The 21,097-nt window shown below is 36.4% G+C and carries 32 protein-coding genes and 1 pseudogene; 7 read left to right on the top strand and 26 right to left on the bottom strand.

The window, feature by feature from the left end; genetic code table 11:
• Positions 1-39 precede the first annotated feature (39 nt).
• The 20 genes from LMB57_RS05805 to LMB57_RS05705 form a co-directional block, all read right to left on the bottom strand.
• Positions 40-1,347 (bottom strand): PBSX family phage terminase large subunit, encoded by a 1,308-nt coding sequence (locus LMB57_RS05805; RefSeq protein ID WP_229278106.1) that lies wholly within the window; start codon positions 1,345-1,347, stop codon positions 40-42.
• Positions 1,328-2,167 (bottom strand): terminase small subunit, encoded by an 840-nt coding sequence (locus LMB57_RS05800; RefSeq protein WP_229278105.1) that lies wholly within the window; start codon positions 2,165-2,167, stop codon positions 1,328-1,330. Before LMB57_RS05800 ends, LMB57_RS05805 begins: the two co-directional genes overlap by 20 nt.
• A 590-nt stretch (positions 2,168-2,757) precedes the next feature.
• Positions 2,758-2,970 carry a hypothetical protein gene (locus LMB57_RS05795; protein ID WP_168240802.1) on the bottom strand — a complete coding sequence of 71 codons (213 nt, stop codon included), beginning with the start codon at positions 2,968-2,970 and terminating at the stop codon, positions 2,758-2,760.
• A 748-nt stretch (positions 2,971-3,718) separates the two neighbouring features.
• The gene (locus LMB57_RS05790; RefSeq protein WP_229278104.1) at positions 3,719-4,237 is read right to left on the bottom strand and encodes an ArpU family phage packaging/lysis transcriptional regulator; all 519 of its coding nucleotides are present in this window, start codon (positions 4,235-4,237) and stop codon (positions 3,719-3,721) included.
• Between the two features lie 439 nt (positions 4,238-4,676).
• Positions 4,677-4,889: a hypothetical protein gene (locus tag LMB57_RS05780; protein WP_229278102.1), complete on the bottom strand. Its 213-nt coding sequence runs from the start codon at positions 4,887-4,889 to the stop codon at positions 4,677-4,679.
• Positions 4,861-5,028, bottom strand: coding sequence for a hypothetical protein (locus LMB57_RS05775; protein WP_229278101.1), 168 nt, complete (start codon positions 5,026-5,028; stop codon positions 4,861-4,863). Before LMB57_RS05775 ends, LMB57_RS05780 begins: the two co-directional genes overlap by 29 nt.
• On the bottom strand, positions 5,028-5,351 hold the full coding sequence (locus LMB57_RS05770) for a hypothetical protein (protein ID WP_229278100.1): 324 nt from the start codon (positions 5,349-5,351) through the stop codon (positions 5,028-5,030). Before LMB57_RS05770 ends, LMB57_RS05775 begins: the two co-directional genes overlap by 1 nt.
• Positions 5,338-5,742 carry a hypothetical protein gene (locus LMB57_RS05765; RefSeq protein WP_229278099.1) on the bottom strand — a complete coding sequence of 135 codons (405 nt, stop codon included), beginning with the start codon at positions 5,740-5,742 and terminating at the stop codon, positions 5,338-5,340. Before LMB57_RS05765 ends, LMB57_RS05770 begins: the two co-directional genes overlap by 14 nt.
• Entirely contained in the window at positions 5,735-6,202 is a 468-nt protein-coding gene (locus LMB57_RS05760) for a class I SAM-dependent methyltransferase (protein ID WP_229278137.1), read from the bottom strand. The genes LMB57_RS05765 and LMB57_RS05760 overlap by 8 nt, the downstream gene beginning before the upstream one ends.
• An 8-nt stretch (positions 6,203-6,210) precedes the next feature.
• Positions 6,211-6,447, bottom strand: a complete 237-nt coding sequence (locus LMB57_RS05755) for a hypothetical protein (protein ID WP_229278098.1) — start codon at positions 6,445-6,447, stop codon at positions 6,211-6,213.
• Positions 6,444-6,608 carry a DUF7167 family protein gene (locus tag LMB57_RS05750; RefSeq protein ID WP_229278097.1) on the bottom strand — a complete coding sequence of 55 codons (165 nt, stop codon included), beginning with the start codon at positions 6,606-6,608 and terminating at the stop codon, positions 6,444-6,446. The genes LMB57_RS05755 and LMB57_RS05750 overlap by 4 nt, the downstream gene beginning before the upstream one ends.
• The gene (locus LMB57_RS05745) at positions 6,598-6,927 is read right to left on the bottom strand and encodes a hypothetical protein (RefSeq protein WP_229278096.1); all 330 of its coding nucleotides are present in this window, start codon (positions 6,925-6,927) and stop codon (positions 6,598-6,600) included. Before LMB57_RS05745 ends, LMB57_RS05750 begins: the two co-directional genes overlap by 11 nt.
• Positions 6,911-7,141 carry a hypothetical protein gene (locus LMB57_RS05740; protein ID WP_229278095.1) on the bottom strand — a complete coding sequence of 77 codons (231 nt, stop codon included), beginning with the start codon at positions 7,139-7,141 and terminating at the stop codon, positions 6,911-6,913. Before LMB57_RS05740 ends, LMB57_RS05745 begins: the two co-directional genes overlap by 17 nt.
• 210 nt (positions 7,142-7,351) lie before the next feature.
• A complete protein-coding gene (locus tag LMB57_RS05735) occupies positions 7,352-7,798 on the bottom strand; it encodes a hypothetical protein (RefSeq protein WP_229278094.1) in 447 nt (148 codons plus the stop codon).
• A 25-nt stretch (positions 7,799-7,823) separates the two neighbouring features.
• Entirely contained in the window at positions 7,824-8,732 is a 909-nt protein-coding gene (locus LMB57_RS05730; RefSeq protein WP_229278093.1) for a DnaD domain protein, read from the bottom strand.
• An 11-nt stretch (positions 8,733-8,743) separates the two neighbouring features.
• Positions 8,744-8,959, bottom strand: coding sequence for a hypothetical protein (locus LMB57_RS05725; protein ID WP_229278092.1), 216 nt, complete (start codon positions 8,957-8,959; stop codon positions 8,744-8,746).
• Positions 8,960-9,000: 41 nt separating this feature from the next.
• Complete coding sequence (locus tag LMB57_RS05720) at positions 9,001-9,174, bottom strand: hypothetical protein (protein WP_168240534.1); 174 nt, start codon at positions 9,172-9,174, stop codon at positions 9,001-9,003.
• On the bottom strand, positions 9,171-9,374 hold the full coding sequence (locus tag LMB57_RS05715) for a DUF6877 family protein (protein WP_229278091.1): 204 nt from the start codon (positions 9,372-9,374) through the stop codon (positions 9,171-9,173). Before LMB57_RS05715 ends, LMB57_RS05720 begins: the two co-directional genes overlap by 4 nt.
• Positions 9,375-9,507: 133 nt before the next feature.
• Positions 9,508-9,738: a hypothetical protein gene (locus LMB57_RS05710; protein ID WP_229278090.1), complete on the bottom strand. Its 231-nt coding sequence runs from the start codon at positions 9,736-9,738 to the stop codon at positions 9,508-9,510.
• A gap of 106 nt (positions 9,739-9,844) precedes the next feature.
• Positions 9,845-10,090, bottom strand: coding sequence for a hypothetical protein (locus tag LMB57_RS05705; RefSeq protein WP_229278089.1), 246 nt, complete (start codon positions 10,088-10,090; stop codon positions 9,845-9,847).
• Positions 10,091-10,154: 64 nt separating this feature from the next.
• Here LMB57_RS05705 and LMB57_RS05700 point away from each other — a divergent pair, with 64 nt between their 5' ends.
• Positions 10,155-10,511: a hypothetical protein gene (locus LMB57_RS05700; RefSeq protein ID WP_229273289.1), complete on the top strand. Its 357-nt coding sequence runs from the start codon at positions 10,155-10,157 to the stop codon at positions 10,509-10,511.
• A gap of 100 nt (positions 10,512-10,611) precedes the next feature.
• Here the strand turns inward: LMB57_RS05700 and LMB57_RS05695 are convergent, their stop codons facing one another.
• The gene (locus LMB57_RS05695; protein ID WP_003670942.1) at positions 10,612-10,818 is read right to left on the bottom strand and encodes a helix-turn-helix domain-containing protein; all 207 of its coding nucleotides are present in this window, start codon (positions 10,816-10,818) and stop codon (positions 10,612-10,614) included.
• 227 nt (positions 10,819-11,045) lie between these two features.
• On the opposite strand from LMB57_RS05695, the gene LMB57_RS05690 reads away from it, so the two are divergent.
• From LMB57_RS05690 to LMB57_RS05670, 5 genes are all read left to right on the top strand, one after another.
• On the top strand, positions 11,046-11,354 hold the full coding sequence (locus LMB57_RS05690) for a helix-turn-helix domain-containing protein (protein WP_229278088.1): 309 nt from the start codon (positions 11,046-11,048) through the stop codon (positions 11,352-11,354).
• Complete coding sequence (locus tag LMB57_RS05685) at positions 11,351-11,779, top strand: ImmA/IrrE family metallo-endopeptidase (RefSeq protein WP_229278087.1); 429 nt, start codon at positions 11,351-11,353, stop codon at positions 11,777-11,779. Before LMB57_RS05690 ends, LMB57_RS05685 begins: the two co-directional genes overlap by 4 nt.
• Before the next feature lie 67 nt (positions 11,780-11,846).
• Positions 11,847-12,350: a DUF4352 domain-containing protein gene (locus LMB57_RS05680; RefSeq protein WP_229278086.1), complete on the top strand. Its 504-nt coding sequence runs from the start codon at positions 11,847-11,849 to the stop codon at positions 12,348-12,350.
• Positions 12,351-12,361: 11 nt separating this feature from the next.
• Positions 12,362-12,733, top strand: a complete 372-nt coding sequence (locus LMB57_RS05675; protein ID WP_142499135.1) for a transporter — start codon at positions 12,362-12,364, stop codon at positions 12,731-12,733.
• An 82-nt stretch (positions 12,734-12,815) separates the two neighbouring features.
• A complete protein-coding gene (locus LMB57_RS05670) occupies positions 12,816-14,021 on the top strand; it encodes a tyrosine-type recombinase/integrase (RefSeq protein ID WP_229278085.1) in 1,206 nt (401 codons plus the stop codon).
• A gap of 281 nt (positions 14,022-14,302) precedes the next feature.
• Here the strand turns inward: LMB57_RS05670 and LMB57_RS05665 are convergent, their stop codons facing one another.
• The 3 genes and pseudogenes from LMB57_RS05665 to LMB57_RS05655 form a co-directional block, all read right to left on the bottom strand.
• Positions 14,303-15,142 carry a Fic family protein gene (locus LMB57_RS05665; RefSeq protein WP_229272251.1) on the bottom strand — a complete coding sequence of 280 codons (840 nt, stop codon included), beginning with the start codon at positions 15,140-15,142 and terminating at the stop codon, positions 14,303-14,305.
• A gap of 740 nt (positions 15,143-15,882) precedes the next feature.
• Positions 15,883-16,038: pseudogene (locus tag LMB57_RS05660) on the bottom strand (site-specific integrase); the annotation flags it as partial.
• A 53-nt stretch (positions 16,039-16,091) separates the two neighbouring features.
• Positions 16,092-17,120, bottom strand: a complete 1,029-nt coding sequence (locus LMB57_RS05655) for an SHOCT domain-containing protein (RefSeq protein ID WP_229272252.1) — start codon at positions 17,118-17,120, stop codon at positions 16,092-16,094.
• A 572-nt stretch (positions 17,121-17,692) separates the two neighbouring features.
• Between LMB57_RS05655 and LMB57_RS09800 the strand changes: the two genes are divergently transcribed.
• Positions 17,693-17,818 carry a hypothetical protein gene (locus LMB57_RS09800; RefSeq protein ID WP_003664033.1) on the top strand — a complete coding sequence of 42 codons (126 nt, stop codon included), beginning with the start codon at positions 17,693-17,695 and terminating at the stop codon, positions 17,816-17,818.
• A gap of 68 nt (positions 17,819-17,886) precedes the next feature.
• On the opposite strand, the gene LMB57_RS05650 is transcribed toward LMB57_RS09800, so the two are convergent.
• Together LMB57_RS05650 and gltX are read right to left on the bottom strand one after the other, a co-directional pair.
• Entirely contained in the window at positions 17,887-19,068 is a 1,182-nt protein-coding gene (locus tag LMB57_RS05650; RefSeq protein WP_229272253.1) for an aminotransferase class I/II-fold pyridoxal phosphate-dependent enzyme, read from the bottom strand.
• A 291-nt stretch (positions 19,069-19,359) separates the two neighbouring features.
• A complete protein-coding gene (gene gltX / locus LMB57_RS05645) occupies positions 19,360-20,865 on the bottom strand; it encodes a glutamate--tRNA ligase (protein ID WP_229272254.1) in 1,506 nt (501 codons plus the stop codon).
• Positions 20,866-21,097 lie beyond the last annotated feature (232 nt).

Genomic DNA, 21,097 nt, shown 5'->3' with positions numbered 1-21,097 from the left:
ATTACGTATTGTCGATAAGAAACTCACATCTTCACTTCCTTACCACTTTAAGCCTAGCGCCCGTTCATTATCACGGACAAAATACTGAAACATATCGCATGTATGATCATCCTCTTTAATAACTTTTACGTCATCACTTTGCAACGTTTTCTCGTCCCATTGATATTTGCGATGTTCAGCAATAAAAATATCATTCTCGTTACGTTTCAGGTAATAAAAGCGACCTTGTGCTAATAAATCCTGCACCCGGTCAATCATATTTACCTTTTTCAGCTTATTTACTTTGTGCCAATGGGTCCCAAAGTCGTTATAGAACTGATTATCAAGAGCACCTTCTGCAGAGTCAATAGTCATACGTGTAGGCTGTTTTCCAATCCAATCGGTAACTTTATCAATAAAGGCTTTTAAGTCCCGTGACAGCTCACTAGGCGGCTTCTTATGCGTTTTCCCTTGCGGACTATAGTAATACGTATCTAAAAGGATGACATCACCCTTTTTAGTCAATCCATAAGCACCACAAGTAGTTGCTGAAACCTCATGACCTGTATCGACTGAATAATACAAGTTCGTTATGTAATCATCTTCTGGGAGCTTATCAATCGCTTGGAAGTTATCCATGTTATAAACATTGGTTCCTAGTCCCACAACTTCGCCTAAGTACATCCAACGGTAATAATCAAAGTCATTGCTTTTTACCGTGTTAATTTCGTCAATATAATCTTGTGACAAGATGTTGGGAAGCGTAACGTCCTCATAAGTTGAATGATCAACGTACCAGTTCGACATCCCCTCTCGTTGTGTAACCCACTCATTAATCCATTCGTAGGGGTTTTTAGGCGGATTGTAACTGTAATACGTTACAACATGAGCGCCTGGTGGTAGTTGCTTACGGGTAAATGATGCACGGACAGTATCAACTTCTTGCCAGGAGTCAAATTCTGCTAATTCTTCAAACCATAAATAGCGAACATAACCCTTAGCGATCATCATTGACTTTAATTTCTGCGGATCATCAACCCCGCTAAAATAAAAAGCCGTTCCGTTACGTTTATCAACGATTCGATATGGAGATTTTTTGAATTCAAAAAGGCTATCCACATGCAGCATATAAATAGCCCATTTAATTTGCTCATAAACGGATAGCTCAATAGTATTAGCAACCTTACGCATAATTAATACATTAGCATATTCATCTTTTAAGAAGTCCATTACTAGCTGCAGACTAATTACAGATGATTTAGTAGAACCACGACCGCCTTTAAAAACTTTATTAAGGGATGAGGAATACAAAATATTAGCAAAGTGAGGACATATCATTGTGTTAGGATCAACTACTATCGTTTGCATTCTCTTCACCTTTCTTCAATGGCAAAAACTTAATCATTAAGCCATCATTTGCATTCTCACTTACATTCAGCCTATCAAGCAATACCTGCATAGCTTTCTGTTTATCATACATTTCAATAACAGGCTCGCCTTTGTCAATCCGGATACTTTTGATGTTCGATGTATCAATCATGCTGCTATCTTTTAGTTCTATGACGTTTTCATAATAGAAGGCTTGTTTACCTGTTTCCGGGTCAATTTTAGGTACATAACGAAAACGCCCACCAGCGTCTTCATATGGTCCCTTTTTGTCCCGGATTTTGGAAAATTCTAAATGTTTTACAGTTCTAAATGACAATACATCAGCAATATCACTAGTTGCTTGTTGCAAATAGCCTTTTAATATGTCGTTAGCAGTTACATACAAGTCTTTTGATTGTTGCTTTTTGAGTGCAGAAAGATATTTCTTAATGCAAGCATTAGCAAGCAAACGAGGTCCATTAGTATGAGCTGTGGTGTAATTGCCACCATAGGCTTGCTGATAAGCCCAGGTGGCGTTGTACCGTTGCAAATAGTACAAGCAGAAAGCTTTCTGCCGGTCATTTAATTCATCACTATCAGGTAAATCAGGAACCGGTAAAGAGGGTGCAACTTTTTCTTTTGTGTGCACACTTTTCTGTTTAGGGTGCACCCTTTTAGTGGCTTTGGGTGCTCCTCTTGACCAACCATTGCGCTTTTTCCACGATTTAACAGTATTAATTGATACTTCATACTTAGCAGCTATATCTTTATATTTCATTCCGGCTAAGTAGTCTTTCTCAGCCTTCTCTTGCTTTGTCATGGCATATCACCACACCACCTTTCATTCTTGGTCTCCGTTGCAGTAGAGGCGCTTGACTCGTAAGAGGCAAGCGCCTCCTTGGGGTCGGCTTACTTCTTGACCTCAATTAAAATAAGTAATAAGATTAGTAAAGTAAAGTTTAGTGAATTCATGGGAATCACCTCCTCACAATTTACTTGGGAGGTGATTCCCATTTTTTGTTGCTTAGCCGACCCCAAATAGTTTTACGGGGATGCTTATGTATTAAAGCAAAATAAATACCATTAACGAAACTTTTCAGAATTTTTATTTTTTCAAACAAAAAAGCCAGCTATTAAGCTGACCAAATCCATTGATATGTAAGTGTTTATGATAGATTTTTTACTGCCAAGCGCTACTGTGAAACGCTTATAATTATTGATATAACAGCATTTTTAACTTGTGGAACATTTCTTGACATTTCTATTGAAATACCTTACTATACTCTTGTACAGAAAAAAAGCAATCACGTTTTCGGCTTTACGTAATTGCTTTCCCACTATTTGTTGGTTTTACATTGCTGTGCATTCTGTGTGTGTCTTGCTATTGCAAGGCTTTTTTATTTTTAAAGGTTAACGTCGTAGAACAATGGCACATGCCACAGTCGCTACGGTTGCAACCATACTTGTGAAAAGTGCAAAGTAAAGTAAATGAATTACCTTAATCTGCACAGACTTTGGATAATCTTTCAAATTTTCCAAAATCTTTGGTAGGAATCTCATACCTACATATGTTTTGCCTTTCTCAAAGCTAGAGGCACTCTCAAAATTTACAAGCGTCTGCATTTTTGCATCCCCTCCTGTGCTGGTGAAGTCGTAACAATAAACGTCTGCACAGTAAGAGGTATAACCAACGTCATTTAGTATACCATTTAAAAGCGTAACATTGTATTCAAATTCGCTTTTATTTGCAAAATCAGCCTTTTTAAGCCACTTTCACTCCATATTAGTGTAAGTGGCTTAAATTATATTTAAATGGCTTAGAAAAGCTGTTAGAGCATTTTAAACATTGGTTAATAAAAAAGTCCCCAATATATGGAGACTTTACCTCAAGGCTTATTTTCGTTGATAGTTGCTACCGTATTGAGCCTTGAAATGCAGATAGAAGGATTTGAACCTCCACTGATGGGCTATTGCCTCCCATCAGCCACCAGTATCCGCATAAAAGACTAGTACTTGGAATATTTCTTAGTTTTTTGAGAAGATTCATACGTACATCCATCGCAAAAGTACTTCATTGTTAAATTTATCACTGGTAAGTAGATAAGCACTAGTCTTAAATATAAATAGCTATTTACTGAGAAGTCTACCGTTTCCATAAGTAGGTTCTCTATGTGAATTATGGTCCCTGCCACCATCTGCCAGCTTGCGAGAAACTCGTCTTCTTGCTTTTCACACGACTTTTAACAAGCCAAGTTGCGGTACACATGTGAGTATACGTACCAAAACAATTTATTTTCCGTGGGGTTGTCGTTATTTTTTCGACAATACAATAATACATCCCCAATGTTCCTATTTTGTTCCCGAAACGTTCCTATTTTAGTCCTAATTTGTTCCCGTTTTGTTCCTGTTTTGTTCCCGCTTTTTCATCATCATCGTTATTAAACTTAAGAAATAAGGGGAGAATCTCTAAATTACAGTTCATTTCCATTGAAATCCGATCACATGCCTCAGCAAATTCTAAACGAGCAATTTTATCAGCCTCACTATAGGATGTATGGCCCAAGTGGTGATTGATGTGTAACTTTGTTTCAGCAACCGTTAACTGCTTGACGTAGTGCCAAGTAAGAATATCTTGACTTCCAAGGCTACAAGCGCTAATTGCTTTCTCAACAGCTCGCTTTGCTCTGGCACATTCACCATAATAAATCATCATTTTTTCAGAGCCGTTTCCTTTTCTTGAACCCCGAATACCAGTAACATCCCCAGCCTGTGCTTTAATTCCATCCATCCAAGCATTACGACAGATTTTCGGATATTGTTCTTCTTTGATAAAGAAGTTACGCACATTTTTTATAGTTGCCTTTTCATTTAGATCTGGAACTAACCCCACGATATTTCGCTCCCCTATGATATAATTATTTTGTTTGAATAATATCTAAGAGGCGCTCTCGCAGTAGAGCGTCTTTTTTACGCTTTTTAACGCAATTTAACGCTTTTAATCGATAATGTGGTACAAGTCGCCGACTAGCCTAACAGGTTGATTATTGCGCATTGCTAATCTTGCTTGTGTTGTTAGCATCAATCCACCCTCTCGTAAGTCCGTTCAAATGTGTCCTGGTTGATAGCCCAATGCTCGCCATCCACGCCAGTAGCGATATAATCGCCAGTATTAAGCTTCATATTCCCTTCTTTTGTCGGAAGTAAGAAATAAGAAGCGTCACCCCATGATGTTGGTCCAACAATATGCACCTTGTACCTAGCTATCTGCTTAGTTGACCCATCGAACTGTTCAGCTTCAATTGGAACTATCTTTCTGTATTTGTGTAGCATTAGTTCAATAACATCTCCTCTGCATAATCTTCTGGTTCAACTGGCCCATTAATAGCTAAATCATGATCTGTAACTGGCGACATATAGCCGTCTTGCTCTTGTTCGTAATAATCAAGCACAATGTTCTTAGCACGTTGTTTGCTTTGAGCTATAACGAAATGATCTTCGCCATCGTATTCTGGGTTAAGCATTATAACTTCGTAAATGTGCATTGTTATTCCTCCAATATTCTTCTAGCAATCTAAGCACTCTTCTAACGCTATCTATTACATCTCTATTGTCAGTAGCTGAAATACGATAATATGCAATTGAACCATTCGGCCTAGCAAAGCTAAATAAGTATTCTTTCATTAGTCTTCCTCCTCATTTAGTGACCGCCCACATATAGGGCAATAACAAATCACATGTCCTGAATAAGTTTCCTCATCGAAATCAAACGACATCAAATAGCACATTGCACTGCCCTTCATACCAGTTAAACAATAAACCTGTGATCCATCTTCCCAGTCGTCATAAAAAGGCCATGCTAGGAGAGTGTCAGCCAACTCTTCATCACTATACCCAGCTTTTTCTTTGAGAATTTTAAGTATTCTGTCACCGCCCAGATCTTCTAATTCTTCTTGTGTGGCCTCGTGACAGTACAGGCAATCCTTTTGCATTTCAGTTAATTTCATTAGCTTTATCCTTCTTCAATTTATAGTTACCGTATAAAACTGCCTGCATAATCATGAGTGGTCCCCACATATAATGCATATCTAACCAATGCTTAAACTCCTCAGACGGCTCGAACATAGCTTTGTCACCAATTGGGTTAGCGTCATAGTCTTCTTTATCACATTCGCCCATGATTAGTTGGAACACCCCATAAATAGTCCATCCTAAGTCGGCAGCTTCTTCTGAATTAAATGCTTCTAACCGTTCGTAGACGCATTTATCAAACTTAATCAACGGAGGAACAATCTTATCCTTTTCAATTTTGAAACCGTAAACGCTCTTAAAATCATTAATATTGTTATCGAGCATTTCATGGGACTCTTCTTGGCTGTACGTTTTAATTTCACTCATTTTTAATAAACACACTCCATTTCGTCTTACTTTTCATATCCCCTAGAATTGGTTGCTGACCAAACGCTTTAAAAACTTCTTTGATTGGTATTTGATCTTCATTCCACTTAAAAATCATTGTTCCAGTTGGTTTAAGTATTCGCATTATTTCCTTAAAAGCCTTATGGAATTCGTTTGGCCACCCCATTAAATCAATGGTTCCGTATTTCTTTGCTAACCATGAAGTTTTGCCAGCTCGGACCAAGTGTGGCGGGTCAAATACAATCAAATCGAATGTTTCATCATCAAATGGAATATTCTTCCAATCAGCTTGAATATCTGGATTAATTTCAACCTTTCGCTCAGTACCACGATCCATCGCTGTATAGACAGCTTTACGAATATCCATGTAGGTTGTATGTGGTTCTTGCTTGTCGTACCAGAACATGCGAGAGCCGCAGCACACATCAAGAATTTTCATTCGCATTCTCACCTCTTTTGGTCTCGATTGCCAGGCAAGGTTGTCTCTAAATTGTGGAACGTTGGATGTTCAAACTCTTGGTACATTGAAGTAATCCCACGAGCAACCTCATCTTCACCTAGCAAGTCAAGGTAGAAATTAAGTCTCTGCGTCAACTCGTCCGATTTTCTGATGAGGTTGGCAAACTCAGAAACGACTTGATGGCTAGTCAGTCTGCCTGTTTCTCTTGCTAATCGTTGTTTCATTCGCTGTCCACCCTTTCATATCCCCAATCAATGTGATCAAATGCTGTTTCTCGTGCTGTCTCTTCTAAATCATCATCAGAAATATTATCAGGGACTTCGATAATTTCATCTTCATTAAAGGACGCATTGTTGGGTGATTGAATCCATACTCTAATTTTCATTAGCATATTTCTCCAATCGTGGTGCGAGCCATTCGTACGCCTGCATAGGCGAATCAAAGCTGGCATTCAATTCTTCAATCCAATCTTCTGCTTTGGGTGGATAGACATAAGTTGACCATGTTACTAAAGGAACATCGCCAAATCGATTAATTATTTGACTTGGTATTGGTAAACCAGTTACTTTTTCGTTCCACCAATAGCCGTTGTCAATCTGGTCAATTTGCTCTAACTCAATTTTCCATCCTTGCTTAACTAATTTTTGAAAAATTTTAAATCGTATTTCTAGGGACTGATTTAACCAATTAAATAGTTCCATCATTCTCTTCCTCCTCTCTTTCATTGCGCTTCTCTGCTGCCACCGTTAAGTTCATCAATTGCAACGCTGGGTCTACTCCCTGCTCTTTACATAACACGGTAATTGCTTGGTATAGAACTCCCATAATCTCTTTAGGCTCAAACCCTAGCGCATAGAAGCCAGCTAGGCATTTATCTTTATTAACTTTTAGAACAATGGTTTCTCCATGCTTATTCATCTCATCACTTCCTACATCTGTTGGATAATATGCACTAATCCCAAGATTACGAACATCAGAGCGATTGGATAAAGAAGAAGATGTTCATGTAGTGGCTTTTTCATCGGCCAAAGGGTTACTTCTCCAAATAGCAAAACAAAGAGCATCCCCGAAAGTACACATGTTTGAAATCCGAGATTAAAATAATCTTGTTTGTCCATTAGCTTTACCTTACAATGCACGGCGTTGAAGCTTAATAAATGGCAATTTACCCATTACATCAATTGTCTCATCATAGGTGAATGCCTTAGCTTCTGAACGTTCCTGTGTGACTGAAAAGTTAATATTTACACCTTGGTATTGAGTATTAACTCCAGGGACCTCTTTTAGGTAACGTGGGGATGTTGCATAGTTGCCACCAACTTCTAGGCAATACATTGGCTTATCCCGTTCATCTAATTCGGTTAAGGAATACTCCATCACAACCTTAGCAATCCTTTTTTGAACCGACTTAGATAATTTAGGACGGCCATACATCTGAAACCGGCCTACTCTTGTTTGACTTACTCTTGCTACTTCGTAATAGTCAATCATTACCATCAGTGCGTTTTCAATCTTACTTTGTTTCAAATTCAAGCCAAATTCAGCCATTTTGTTTCTAAATTCTGATGTTTCCATTTTCTTATTTCTCCTCGCTCAATATTTATTCGCCTAATTTATAAACTGGAATAAGAGGCTTATTGCCTACTGGTGCCACTACCCTGCCATTATGAACATCATCGTCATGTTGAACGGCTTCGAGACTAGTAAGTCCCTGCTGCTTATAACGATTAAGAATTGTACGCAGGTATGCAAAAGATGGTCGATCAGCATTGTCAGACATCGAATCAATCGCAAATGCTACCACGTCGCCACCAAGTTCATTCACGAACGCTTTTAATTCGTTTTGTGATTTTGGGGATGCGAGCTTTTTATAATATGAATTAAGAGTAGTACTAGTAGTAGTATTTAAATTATCTTTACTCTTACTTAACTTAACTCTATCCTTACCTAACCTAACCTGTGGATCCATTTCGGTTCCATTCTGGTTCCAATTTGGTTCCATGGTACTAATTCCTTGTCCCCGTTGAAGTTGGGGATTTTCTTCAAAAAAATTACTGTTATTTTTGGAACCATTTTGGATACATTCTGGTTCCACCTTGTCTCCACTTTGGATCCGTTTTGGTTCCATTTCGGTTCCAACTTGGTTCCGTTCTGTCTCCAAGTCGGATACAAATTGGTACCGTTTATTCTTATCAAGACCAATTAATTTTCGATCATCTGTGTAGATTGTTGGAGTATAACGATCTTTTTTTACATAGTTAGATACTAACCAATCCTTAATAACAACCACACCATCATCAAAGACAATCAAGTAATCTTTTTCAACTAATGCTTTAAGATCGTCCTCACTAGCGCCAATCATGCGTTTAATTGACTTAGGATTACCCACAAATCCATCATCGTCAGCATTCATTCCCAAATGGAAATAAAGTGACTGAGCCGTCATCCCCATATCTAGGAATTTATCTGTCTCTGTTACCTTTTGACTAAACATTCTGCGTTGTGCCATTATTAATCCCCCTAATTGTTTTGGTAAAACTCATTGACTTGTTTTTCAAAGTCTTGATACTCACTTAGCCGGCTAATGTGATAGCCAATATCCTGGGCTATCTTCATTTGATGGCTATGAGACTCAACGTGCTTAAACTTATCGCATAAATTGCTAATAAAAATGGCTTGGCCAATTACATCATTGGCTAAGCTCTCAACTTTTTCTGCTGTGTCATTATCTGGCATATGGTATAATCTCCTTATAAAATCTTCTTCCCAAAGATTTTTTATTTGCCATCGGTGCTCCTATCACCGGTGGCTTTTTTATTGCAATCCCAGAGCATTAATGAATAAAGGAACAGCAGTACTACTGCTCCATCATATTCATTAATCCCTGCGCAATAGGCAATCCAAGCACCCATTAGCATCGCTACGATCCTAGAGTTAACAATCTTTGTCATTTGATCACCTCCTTCTTTGATACTTTGCCGTACTTAATCAAATTCTCAAAGTAACGAACCTGTTCCCAGACATAATCATCAGTAGGTCGTCCCCCACTGAGAAAATGCCATCCTAAGCGATAAAGCACGTCTTGAATATATTCAATTGGAAAATCATATTCAGTCATTAGAGTACAAAGACGTTTAGTGCCATCTTCCATGATCTTCACCTCCTAGTGTTTCTTGCGGTATTTTTCTTTTAGTAATTGATCGCCTCTAATAACATGGCAAACAGTACAAGCAAGAAAAATTACAATAATTACCACCCAGGGCATTGCTAGTCCTAACATCCCCTCACCTCCTTCGATTACGTCCTAGCAAGTTGTCCCAATGCTTCTTCGTTCTCCATTTGAGGAATTCTTGATAACGGTTCTCATCAATTAAGCCGTATTTTGACTTGTCGTAGATGATTGCGTCACGATAATCAGATTTAAAGCATTCGTCCATTCTCGCATTAAATGTACTGTCTGAATAGCCATAATCGGCCATGATCTCTTCTTTTGTTTTCCAGCCGTTGGCCATCATGTTAATCAGCTCCTTTCTTTTGCTATACTTAACTCATCCTCTAATGAAAATAAGTTTCCGACAGTAATTTATGAAACTGAACTTACTTATGATGGATTAGCAGACATCACTTATGATCTGTCTCATTTGCCTTCTTCAAAGTAATTAGTTCGATAGGCAAGTCAACGTCTATCTCATCCGGTATAAGCTCAACAGTAAGCTTTGGTTTAGATCCAGCTTTCATATTCAAATTTAATCCGGTAACTCCATGGCCAAGCTTTTGACCATTAAGATAAACATCGCATTCATACGAATAGCCGTTAGTTTCATAACTGGTTATTCGTTTTTTTATTTGAAGTTTTATTGGTTTCATTTGATCATCCCCTCGTTGCTGTCGTTCGTTTTGCTATAATCACCTAGAAAGGTGGTGATTTTTTATGCAAACTGTTCGTAAAGAACGAATTATTTTGAAAAAACTTATAAAATACTCCAATAAAAAGCAGGACACCATTAGTTTTGAAGCCCTAAATATTAAAGATGATTTCTATCCAAAAGAATTGGAGAAAAAACGCCTTGTTAATATTGTTGGCACTGGTCACGAAGACGATTACGGACATTTTGAACACTACAATCATCTTCGCCTCACCGAGCAAGGTAAACATTATTTTGAAAAACGATTTGAAATTAACAAAGAACTCATGCTTAAAAGTTTTTGGTTACCTATTGGAGTTGCCTTTGTCACTAGTCTTTTGACTAACGGAGTATTATACGGAATAAAATTGTTGTTAAAATAGCTATTACTGCACTTACAGAAATTGATGTTACCCATCCAAAAGCTGATTCGTTCATTCGTTTCAGCTTTTTCTTTTCCTCTTCATTCATTTGATCATCCCCCTACATATTCAAGACACGGTAAATCTTCTTGCGAATTTCAATTGCTTTGGGTGAATTGTCGCCTTTAATAGCTCGATTAACTTGTTGACGATTAATGTTTAGCAAACGGGATAATTCGGCTTGCGTCATGTCACGTTCAAGAAGCTTCATTTTGATGTTACGTTCAACATCTGCTGTTGCCTTTTCAAGTTCATTTTCTACTGGCATAGGTGCTTTTCTCCTCTCTTATTTTGTTTATCAACTTGTTGCCAACTATTAGCACATGTGCTAATATGATGTTAAAAAATAAAGCAACAAACGTTATTATCCTTAGCTTTTTTGCCTGTTGCTTAACTTGTTGACAACTATATTATTACGCACATGTGCTAAATATGCAAGGATAAATTACGCACTTTTGCTAATTGATTTTAAAAAAAGAAAAGAGAATACTTGCTATGACAACATTTGAGCGTATTAAGGAACTTGCGAAAAAGCGTGGATATACATTATCTGCACTTAATGATAAAGCTGGTTTAGGAACTAATTCAATTTACCATTGGAAAAACAAAACTCCTAGTACACAGTCTTTAAATAAAGTTGCTAAAGTGTTAGGAGTGTCAGCTGACTATCTACTAGGTGAAACCGAAAAGAAAAAGACTGCTGACCTTGCAGACAAAGATACTGTCTTTACATTTGAAGGGAGGGAAATTCCACCAGAAGATCTAGAATACATGAAACGTTTATTGCGTGGTGATGATGAATGATATATCAACAAACAGAAGAAGCTTGCGATTATTTGCTAGAAAAAGCTAAAGAATATCATATTGATGTTAAGTGGAAACATTTTTCGCCTACCACCCCTCCAGGTAGCAGTTATGAATACAGACGTGTAGTAATGAATCTTGATTGGCATAGACCCGAAGAACTAATTTTTCAATTAGCGCACGAGATTGCCCATGTTATTCACGGTGACATTGGAGATGTGGTCTTTTATCATGCAAGCTTTACAGGAAAAGAATCAGTTGAATATAAAGCGAACGTTGGGGCCGTTGAATTATTAGTTCCCTTTTATTGCCAGGGAACTGAATTTCAATGTGTCAACAGCGCTAATTTTATGCAATCTTTTCATGTGCCTCACTACCTTTCTGATGTAGTAAGGGACAAAATTTGGGAATGTTATGTGAAATAATGAATTTATGACCAAATACTGAAGTCATTAAAAGCTGAAATTTATATTAAGGAGGCTTTTTCAAATTATGAAAAAAGCTATTTATAAAGGAATGGTATTAGTCGCTGCTATTTCCTTTACTGGTATTGTTACTGTCGCTACTTCACCTGCTTCAAAGGTCGAAGCCAGTTCTTCTGCTTTATCAAAAACATATAAAGTAGGCAAGACTGCTACATACAAAGGGGTTTCACTTAAAGTTAACAGTGTGAAATATGTAGAGCCTGGAGAATATGACTCTATCGATTCTGGAAAGCACTATATTGTTGCTAATGTAACCATTACTAATAAGAGTCGGAAGAGTTATGACTACAATCCATTTGACTTCAAGCTAAATGTTAATGGTAATAACACCGATTTTGATGCTTCACCTGATGATGTTGAAGATTTATTAGACAGTGGAACGTTAGATAAGGGTTCATCTGTAACTGGTAATTTAGCCGGCGAAATTAAGCAAGGCGCTAAAAATCCTAAGCTAAAAATGCAAGTGAACGTTCTAGATGATTCCAAGAATATTACGTTCAGCTTAAAATAGGGGGATCTTTCATGAAATTAAAAATTAACTTTTGGAATGCTATTTTAGCAATTTTTAATTGTTTTTTATTCTCAGCATCCTGGTTTGTTATTTTTGCAACTTCATTCGATGATGCGTTTAACGACAATAATAATACCGGTTCCGTAGCAACATTTTTCTATGCAATGGCATGGATTGGGGTAGTGCTTAGCATTGTAGCTATATGGAAATCAAAAAAAGCTAAGATTTCTATTGTTGGCCCGGTATTATGTTTAGTTGGTAATTTTGCTTTTGGATTATCTGCTGTATTCGCTCTTCCATCAATCGTTGTATTAGTTATTGGCGCAGTTTTTAGTTTTAAACAAAAACCAGTTCAAGCAGAAACAAGCCAAACAATTAAATAAATAATTTAAACCGGTCGAAATCGACCGGTTTAAAAAGGCACTATAGCGAACATATGTACGAAAACAAAGGAGGTATGTATAGATGTGGGTAGAAAAACGGATCGTTAACGGTAAGAGCCGATATAAATTTATTGAGCGTTATCGTAGCGAATTAACCGGTAAATATCGCAAGGTCTCTGTTACTTATAGTAAAAATAACGCTAGTGTTCGTAAAGAAGCGACCTTTACCCTCCAACAATTGATCGACAAGAAATTAAGAGATGAACGAAGCTCAACATCAAACATAACACTTGAAGACTTGTCTAAAAAGTTTCTCAATCTTTATGAACAACAAGTAGCATATACAACCTATTATTCTGCTAAAAGAGGATTAAAGCGATTTTGCAATGACATGGGTAATAATGTTTTAGCTAAAAAGATAACTACTCAAATGCTTAATAAATATCTTGATGAGCGCTTGTATAATGAAGATAAGCATTTAAGCAACGCTGGAATTCAACTTGTTAAAAAGCATATATCTTTAATGTTTAAATATGCTGTCAAATATGGCTATCTTGCTGATGATCCAGTTAAAAATGTTGAAATTGCTTGGCGAAGTGAAACCAAAGAAAAACGTGAAAAGATCGAAAATAAATACTTTACTGATGATGAGTACAAGGCAATCATGACAGATTGTGACCAACGAAATCGTCAAGATATGAAAGACATCTTTGAGTGGTTGTTCCTAACCGGCATGCGTTTCAGTGAAGCAGCTGCTCTTCAAATCAAAAATATTCAAATTGAAGATGGTAACTATGTAGCCAAAGTAACTGGCTCAATGTTTATTTATCGTAAAAAAGATGTTCCTGAAGGTGAAAAAAGGTATACAAAAAGCGATAGCGCTAAAACCATCGCTGGTAACCGAACTATTATCCTTCCCGACCAAGCAGTTAAAATTTACGAGAGAAATAAGGCTGGCAAGGATGCAGACGACTTTTTATTCATAAATAGTATAAGTGGATTCCCTATGAGAGAAACGGCTGCTAATCGCTTTTTAAAGCGTGTAGCAGAGAGGCAAAAAATAGATAAAAAATTTACTACTCATATGTTTAGACACACTCACGTTAGCAAATTAGCTGAGGTGGGAATACCATTATATGTAATTCAGAAACGTGTTGGGCACTCAAATAGCAAGATAACCGAGCAAGTTTATTTACACGTTACGAAGAAAGTTCAAGACAATTTAATTGAAAAATTGAACCAACTTGCCCCCTCAGTGCCCCCTAAAGATGATGATAAAAATGATTAGCCCTTGTCTCCCCTAGAGCATCAAGGGCTTTTAATTATTTGGATATAACCATGCACCAAAAGCACCCGCCGGCAAATATCGCTGTGTCTAAACTCATATATATCAATCCTTTCCTTGATTCATCAACGTTTATAGACGTTATGTTTTTTGACTAAATACCGAGATTTAATGAGAAATATCGAGAAACCTAGAATATTTTTTCCCATGGGAAAATCATTCAATTCACAAAGTTTTTCTAAATTATTACTTAAATATAATCCAACATATCAATTTAGATTAACTTATTGATGATGTTTTAATTGTCTCGGTACCAATCTAGTTTCTTTTTGTGCTTCTGCTATATTTTTTGCATTCTGTCTAAGTATATCTATTCGTTTTTCTAAAGTTGCAATAACATAGTCTGCAACTAAGACTTCAAACGGCACTAAATTACCTGTTTCCCTAGATGCGGCTAATGCATTCATGTATTCATTTCGTGATTTCTTATCTGGCATAATACTAATTACAGGGTAACCTGCTTCTGCTAAGGCAAAATTCATTAATAATCTTGCTGTTCGACCATTGCCATCAACAAAGGGATGAATAGAAACAAACTTCTGATGTAAATCAGCAGCATACTGAACTGGATGCAATTGATCAACTACTCTATTTGCCCATTCTACTAATTCTTGCATTTTAAATGATATTTCAGTTGGTGTTGTATATGGACGATCTTCTTGTCCATTTGGCCAAACGTTAATTACTCGGTAAGCACCAGCTTGGCTACGTTCATCAGTATTTTTTAACATTACCAAACGATTCAAATCTCTAATAGTAATTGTTGTTAAAGGCTGCTTTTGACTTGCTAAATCCATCATATAATCATAAGCTTCATTCAAATCTACCGCAGCCATTGTATCTTTTAATGAAGCACCATGAACTGTCATTCCTGTATTCAAAATAGATGCGGTTTCGTACCGATTAAGTGTACTACCCTCAATAGCATTTGATGACCAAACATGCTCAATTCTGACATCTTTTTCAAGTAACTCTACTTGTTTTTTTGATAAGGGTCTATATTGATTCATTTTGTGATGAAGGCTTGTTAATAAGTTAAGCTTATCTTTTAAATTGGTATCCATACTCATCGCCTCACTTCTTTATAATCATTTCGAAAAAGAGGTTTTAGTTTTATCTTTATTGTGTCTCCTATATCTCATTCATTAATCTTTTTCTTAGCTCATCTAGCGGAACTTAAAAAATCAAATTTTTAATTAAATCAGAATTTGCATCTATTATATTAATCTTACTTTATTTTTGAAAAAATTTTAATAATTTATATCAACTTATAAGTTTCAATAAGGAATTGTAAATGAGCCGAATTTGTTAAAGCTCGTGTGAGGCTCGTCACTAAAAATTTGGATATACAAATGGATATTTATCTCTAAATTTTCTTTAATCAGATTTTCTACAGAACTATATAATTCTCTCAGTTATCGAAAAAGCATGAAATCCATGCATTAAAAGATCAATTGGATTTGCATATACATGATGAAACAATCTAAATTTACAATGTTACCGTGCACCTTGCCTAAAAATCTTTTTTAGCAAATCACCATAATTATATAAAAGATCTCAGTATTTAGAAAATATTTTTAGTATTTGATTCCCGTATCTAGGAAGGACATTATAATATGATTTTTCTTTTAATTCTAATTTGAATCTCTTTCCCATAAAGTTAACGCGTCCTATAATAAATAGCTCTATTGAAAGGAGAGCAAAAGCAACAACACTTAAATTCATTTATGCAATAGCAATTAATTAAAATAGAATAATGAGGCTTTTAAGCATGGTTGTATATTATTATCTCCTTACCTGAAATTTATATTTCTATTATCTTTTGATCTAGTCCTAGGTAATTAAGTGTAACTATTTTACTAGACCGCCTTAATAATTTCTTTACTAGCCCAATATTATAATTACTTTGCACATATCCCCTGTACGCTCCAGTCTTACGTATTGTATGTGTTCCTACATGTTAATTTATAAAAATAACCTAGTGATCTGTTGTGTACCACTAGGTTATATAATTTATATATCTAATATTTTTGCTTTTTTCTTAATAAATTCTTCTTCTGTCAAAATTCCTTCTTCAACCAATAATTTTAAATCTCGTAGTTCATCGATTAAGGACTCTTTATTTGGTTCACTTCTATTTACCATAAAGTTTTTCTTCAAAAATAGTACTTGAGAATTATTCATTATGAAATCTAATCGAATTTCCTTATTTTTCTCATCCTTAAAGAATAGTAAGGCAGCAGATGGTATTTCCCTTTGTGTTGCCATTTGTGTATTAGTTGTTGTAGAAGTGGCATCAATCTTTCTTCCCATCGAAGCACCAACCATTGCTCCCGCAGGACCAGCCAGAAGCCCACCAACAATAGCCGAACCAGCTCTCCCGTTCATATTTCCTTCTGTATGAATTATTGTGTTAACGTCATAATCAGTCACATATTTAGGCTGATAATCTATGTTAGTTAGGTACCACTTACTATTATCCTTTGCATCAGAAAAATAGAACCAATCACTTTGTTCATTTGTTTTGTACATTAGATAACCACGAGGTAGTTTGTTTGCATTAAGTGATGGTTGAAACTCTTTTCTCCCAGGAAAGAAGAACCACATATTTAATCGTTTTATTTTATGCTTCTCTAATTCGCTTTGAAGATACTTTAATTGATCTTGTTTGAATCCATCCAGGAATTTAGGATGGATTTTATGATCTGCTGTTATCAAAAGGAAATGACGATTATTCGATAGTGTTTCATCCATTACATAGCAAAGGCTATGCAAATTATCAAAATATCTATCTTTATCCAAATACATTCTATCTCCTTTTATGGCAACAAACCCGAATTTATCACCAATAAAACTATCAAAAGATTGTTTGAAGTTTTCTAGTTCTTTTTGTTCTTTTTGAGCTAACTCAGCTTCTTTTTCGGCTTTGATACGCTCTCTATCTTTTTCTAATTGTAACTTCTGTTGGGTTTCTTCGTCCTGCTTCTTAAATCTATAACCGATGACTCCAGCCAAAAAGAAAATTAAAATTATTGGGGCCATTATTACTCCTCCGATTAATGTAAAATAACCATTCAATTATAACAGATGAGAAGCATACGTATTGTGAATATAAATAAAAAATTTCCCTTAGGGAAGTGAACCTCATAATTATTAGACAAGGTTCCAACCGTTGTGACAAACTTCACATAGCAGTGATTTTTGTTGACACTTTTTCTTTATAAATTCTGGTTATTCACAAGATTATCTCTTCTTTAGATAAATCAAATTTTCCCATGAAATAACATAAAGTATTTAGCAACGTATTATTAATATAGTGCCATTCTCAATATATCTATTCAACCATATATCAAAAACACCTGTCAGTAAATATTGCTCACATATCAACTCAACTTTTTCTTTTTTCAATGCTTGTAATTAGGATGTCTGGATTGCTTTTATTTTATCAAGAAAATCAAAAATTTTGCCTCCTTCATGCCCTCTCACTTCTATTTAAGAGATCACGCTCATAATTGCATTTTTTATAGACTGAACTATAATATTAGTAACAGTTATTTTACGTTTGTTAATAACTGTTATTGTTGAAGCGTTTCAGAAAAAGAGGCGAAGTTATTATGGCACTTAGTAAGCAAGAACGTAAGGAAATGGCTCGTAAAGCTATGGAAAAGCGTGGCAGCAAGAAGCCAGATGGTTCTGGTTTTGCAAAGATTGATGCTGACGCCAAGAAACTGAGCGAATAACTCTTTTGAAGCAATTCACTTATATATTAAAGAGACAGGGATGCGTTAACACCACTGTCTCTTTTCTTTTAGGCCTTATTTTGTTCTTTTTCACAAAATTCTGCGAGACGATCCATTCCCACTTTAATTTGATCCATCTCAGTTGCGTAACTAAAACGAAGGTAGCCTTCTCCACCCTTACCAAAGTTTGATCCAGCCGTTACAGCAACCTTGGCTTCATTGGCAAGTTGATAAATTAGCTTATTATCATCCTGATTGAGGAATGACGGAATCTTAGCAAAAATATAAAATGCGCCCATTGGTTGACTACATTCAAATCCCATCTCTGTAAGCCGTTTATACATATAGTCACGCCGTTTGATATATTGGGCGTCCATTTCCTTTGTTGCCTCGTCTCCGGCCTTTAAAGCGGCTTCTGCAGCGTCCTGGACAAATGTTGCAATATCCGTTACAGCAAATGCATGGACTTTAAATAGCAAATCAGTTACTTTAGCTGGTGCACAGAGGTATCCAATCCGCCACCCAGTCATTGCATAGGACTTCGAAAAACCATTAGCCAAAATTGTCTGATCTGGAATAACCTTAGCCATGCTTGAGTATTCACCATCATAGTTTAATTCACTATAAATTTCATCACAGATTGCAAAGATTGGCTTGTCCTTAATCAAGACAGCTAATTCATTCATTTCCGCTTGAGTATAGGCAATTCCAGTCGGGTTGGAAGGATTGACGAAAATAACTCCTTTTACTCGATCACCATATTTATCTAGGTACTGTTTAAGAAGAGCCGGTGTTAATTTAAAACCAGTCTTGGAAGTATCTATTTCTACTGGCGTCCCTCCAGCAATCATTACATCAGGCGTATAGATTGAAAAAGTAGGCGTTGGAACTAAAATCACATCGCCAGGATTAGTAATCGCAGTAATTGCAACAGAAATCCCTTCTGTTACGCCGTTTGTAACAAGAATCTCCGTTGCAGGATTATACTGAAGACCATATTTATTAGCTAACGTATCGGCAATTGCTTGACGTAATCCCATTGTTCCACGTTGGGGAGCATAGTGTGTCCGATTGTTTTCAATGCTCTCAATTCCGGCCTTTTTAATATATTCTGGTGTATCAAAATCAGGTTCACCAATTGTAAACTTAATAATTCCTGGAATTTTTGAAACGTATTGGGAAAAATCAAATACTTTCAACGTTGGAACATCATTTAAGATCTTCCGCATGTGTTTACTCATTTCAACCATTTTACTTAAGATCCCCTTTTTACTAACTACATATTTTAATTATATGACAGTTTAAAAGAAAAAGCATTATAAGTGGGAATTAACTTTCTAGACAAGGCGGTGGGCTAAGGATAGAACGGTGATTAGCACGGCACGGGCTGATTATCGTTCGGACTTAGCCTCGAGCCTTGTAGTTACGACGCGAAGCTAGCCTACGAGGATTTCCACGATATCGTAACAATATTCGTATAAAAAACGAGGCTGTTGAAAAAACCAAAGTTTTTTCTCAGCCTCATGCTTAACTTGATAAAATTAGTTTTCAAATGCTTTGATCATCCGGTCAAGCAATTCAATATCTGTATCACGAGAATAAATATCCATAATCTCATAGATTTGTGGTGCAGAAGTTGAACCAGTAAAGGCAAGGTTTAATGGGAAGTATAAACCACGACCCTTAATACCAGTGTCCTTACCCACTTCCTTAATAGCTTGACTGTAATCAAGGTCATCGCCATCGTTTTCAAGTTTAGCCTTTAAGCCCTTAAGAACAGCTAAAACATCTTCATTAGCGAAATCTTCGTTGTCCTTAAGCAAATCATAGTTGAATGATTGGTCAAGAACCGTGTAGTAGGACCATGCATATTGAATAACTTCAAGAAGCTTATTAACATCCCGTTGGTGAACTTTAATTGTCTTCTTAAGCAATTCAGTCAATTGATCTTCTGGGATACTTTGAAGGCGTTTAGCCTCTTCAGTTTCGCCTTCTTTAATTAGTTCCATTGTCCGATCAGTTAATTCATCGATTGACATACTCTTAATGTATTGAGCATTCATCCAATCAAGTTTCTTTTGATCAAAGTATGCTGGTGCCTTTGACATCCGCTTTGGATCGTAAACCTTAATTAACTCTTCTTTAGAGTAAATTTCACGTTCGCCAACTGGAGACCAGCCTAGGAATGCAATAAAGTTAAAGATTGCTTCATGAAGGTAACCATGCTTCTTGTATTCACTAATGAATTGAAGGGTATCTTTATCACGCTTACTTAACTTCTTCCGAGTCTTTGGATTAAAGATCAATGGAATGTGACAGAAAGTTGGGTGATCCCAGCCTAATGCTTCATAAATAGCAATTTGCTTTGGCGTATTTGAAATGTGATCAGCACCACGTAAAACATGGGTAATGTCCATGGTGTGGTCATCAACTACGACAGCAAAGTTGTATGTTGGCATTCCATCACTCTTTTCAATGATGAAGTCACCACCAAGGTTGTCAGAGTTAAATGAAACATGACCACGTGCAATATCGTCCCATTCATAATCATGGTCTTTAGGGAAGTGGAAACGAATAGTTGGCTTTAAGCCCTTTGCTTCAGCTGCCTTTTGTTCTTCTTCACTCTTACCATACCAACGACCATCATAATGAGGCGGTTCATTGTTAGCTTTTTGCCGTTCACGCATCTCAGCTAATTCTTCCTCTGTTGAGTAATCCTTGTATGCAATTCCCTTGTCTAACAATTCTTGAATGTATTTGTGGTAAATACCTTCTTTGCTCCGTTCACTTTGACGGTAAGGAGCATACTTTGGATTTGGCTTATTTGGACCTTCATCCCAGTCAATTCCTAACCAGTGAAGGTTTTCACGTTGGCTAGCTTCACCATCTTCAACGTTCCGCTTGGTATCGGTATCTTCAATCCGTAATACCATCGTTCCATCGAAGTGACGTGCAAATAAATAATTAAATAATGCTGATTGAGCATTTCCGATATGTAAGAAACCTGTTGGACTAGGTGCATACCGAACTCTGACCTTTTGATCCATGATCTAAGACTCTCCTTTAGTAACTAATTGAAATATAATTTCAATTTAAAATTGGTTGCTAGATCAACTAGCAGTCCTTAAAAACGTACTACACATATTATAATAACACGCTTTTATTGCAACAAATATAATTGTATATGAAACAACATATTTGTCAATTAACTAGTTGGTTTCGCATGAAAAACACTTAGCAAGGGATCATGCATAAGTGTTTTTCATTGCTTATTAACTT

It is taken from the genome of Limosilactobacillus secundus (genome assembly GCF_020784695.1).
GTDB classification, from domain to species: domain Bacteria; phylum Bacillota; class Bacilli; order Lactobacillales; family Lactobacillaceae; genus Limosilactobacillus; species Limosilactobacillus reuteri_F.
The sequence above is the reverse complement of the archived record's forward strand: the minus strand, read 5'-3'. Positions and strand labels throughout refer to the sequence as shown.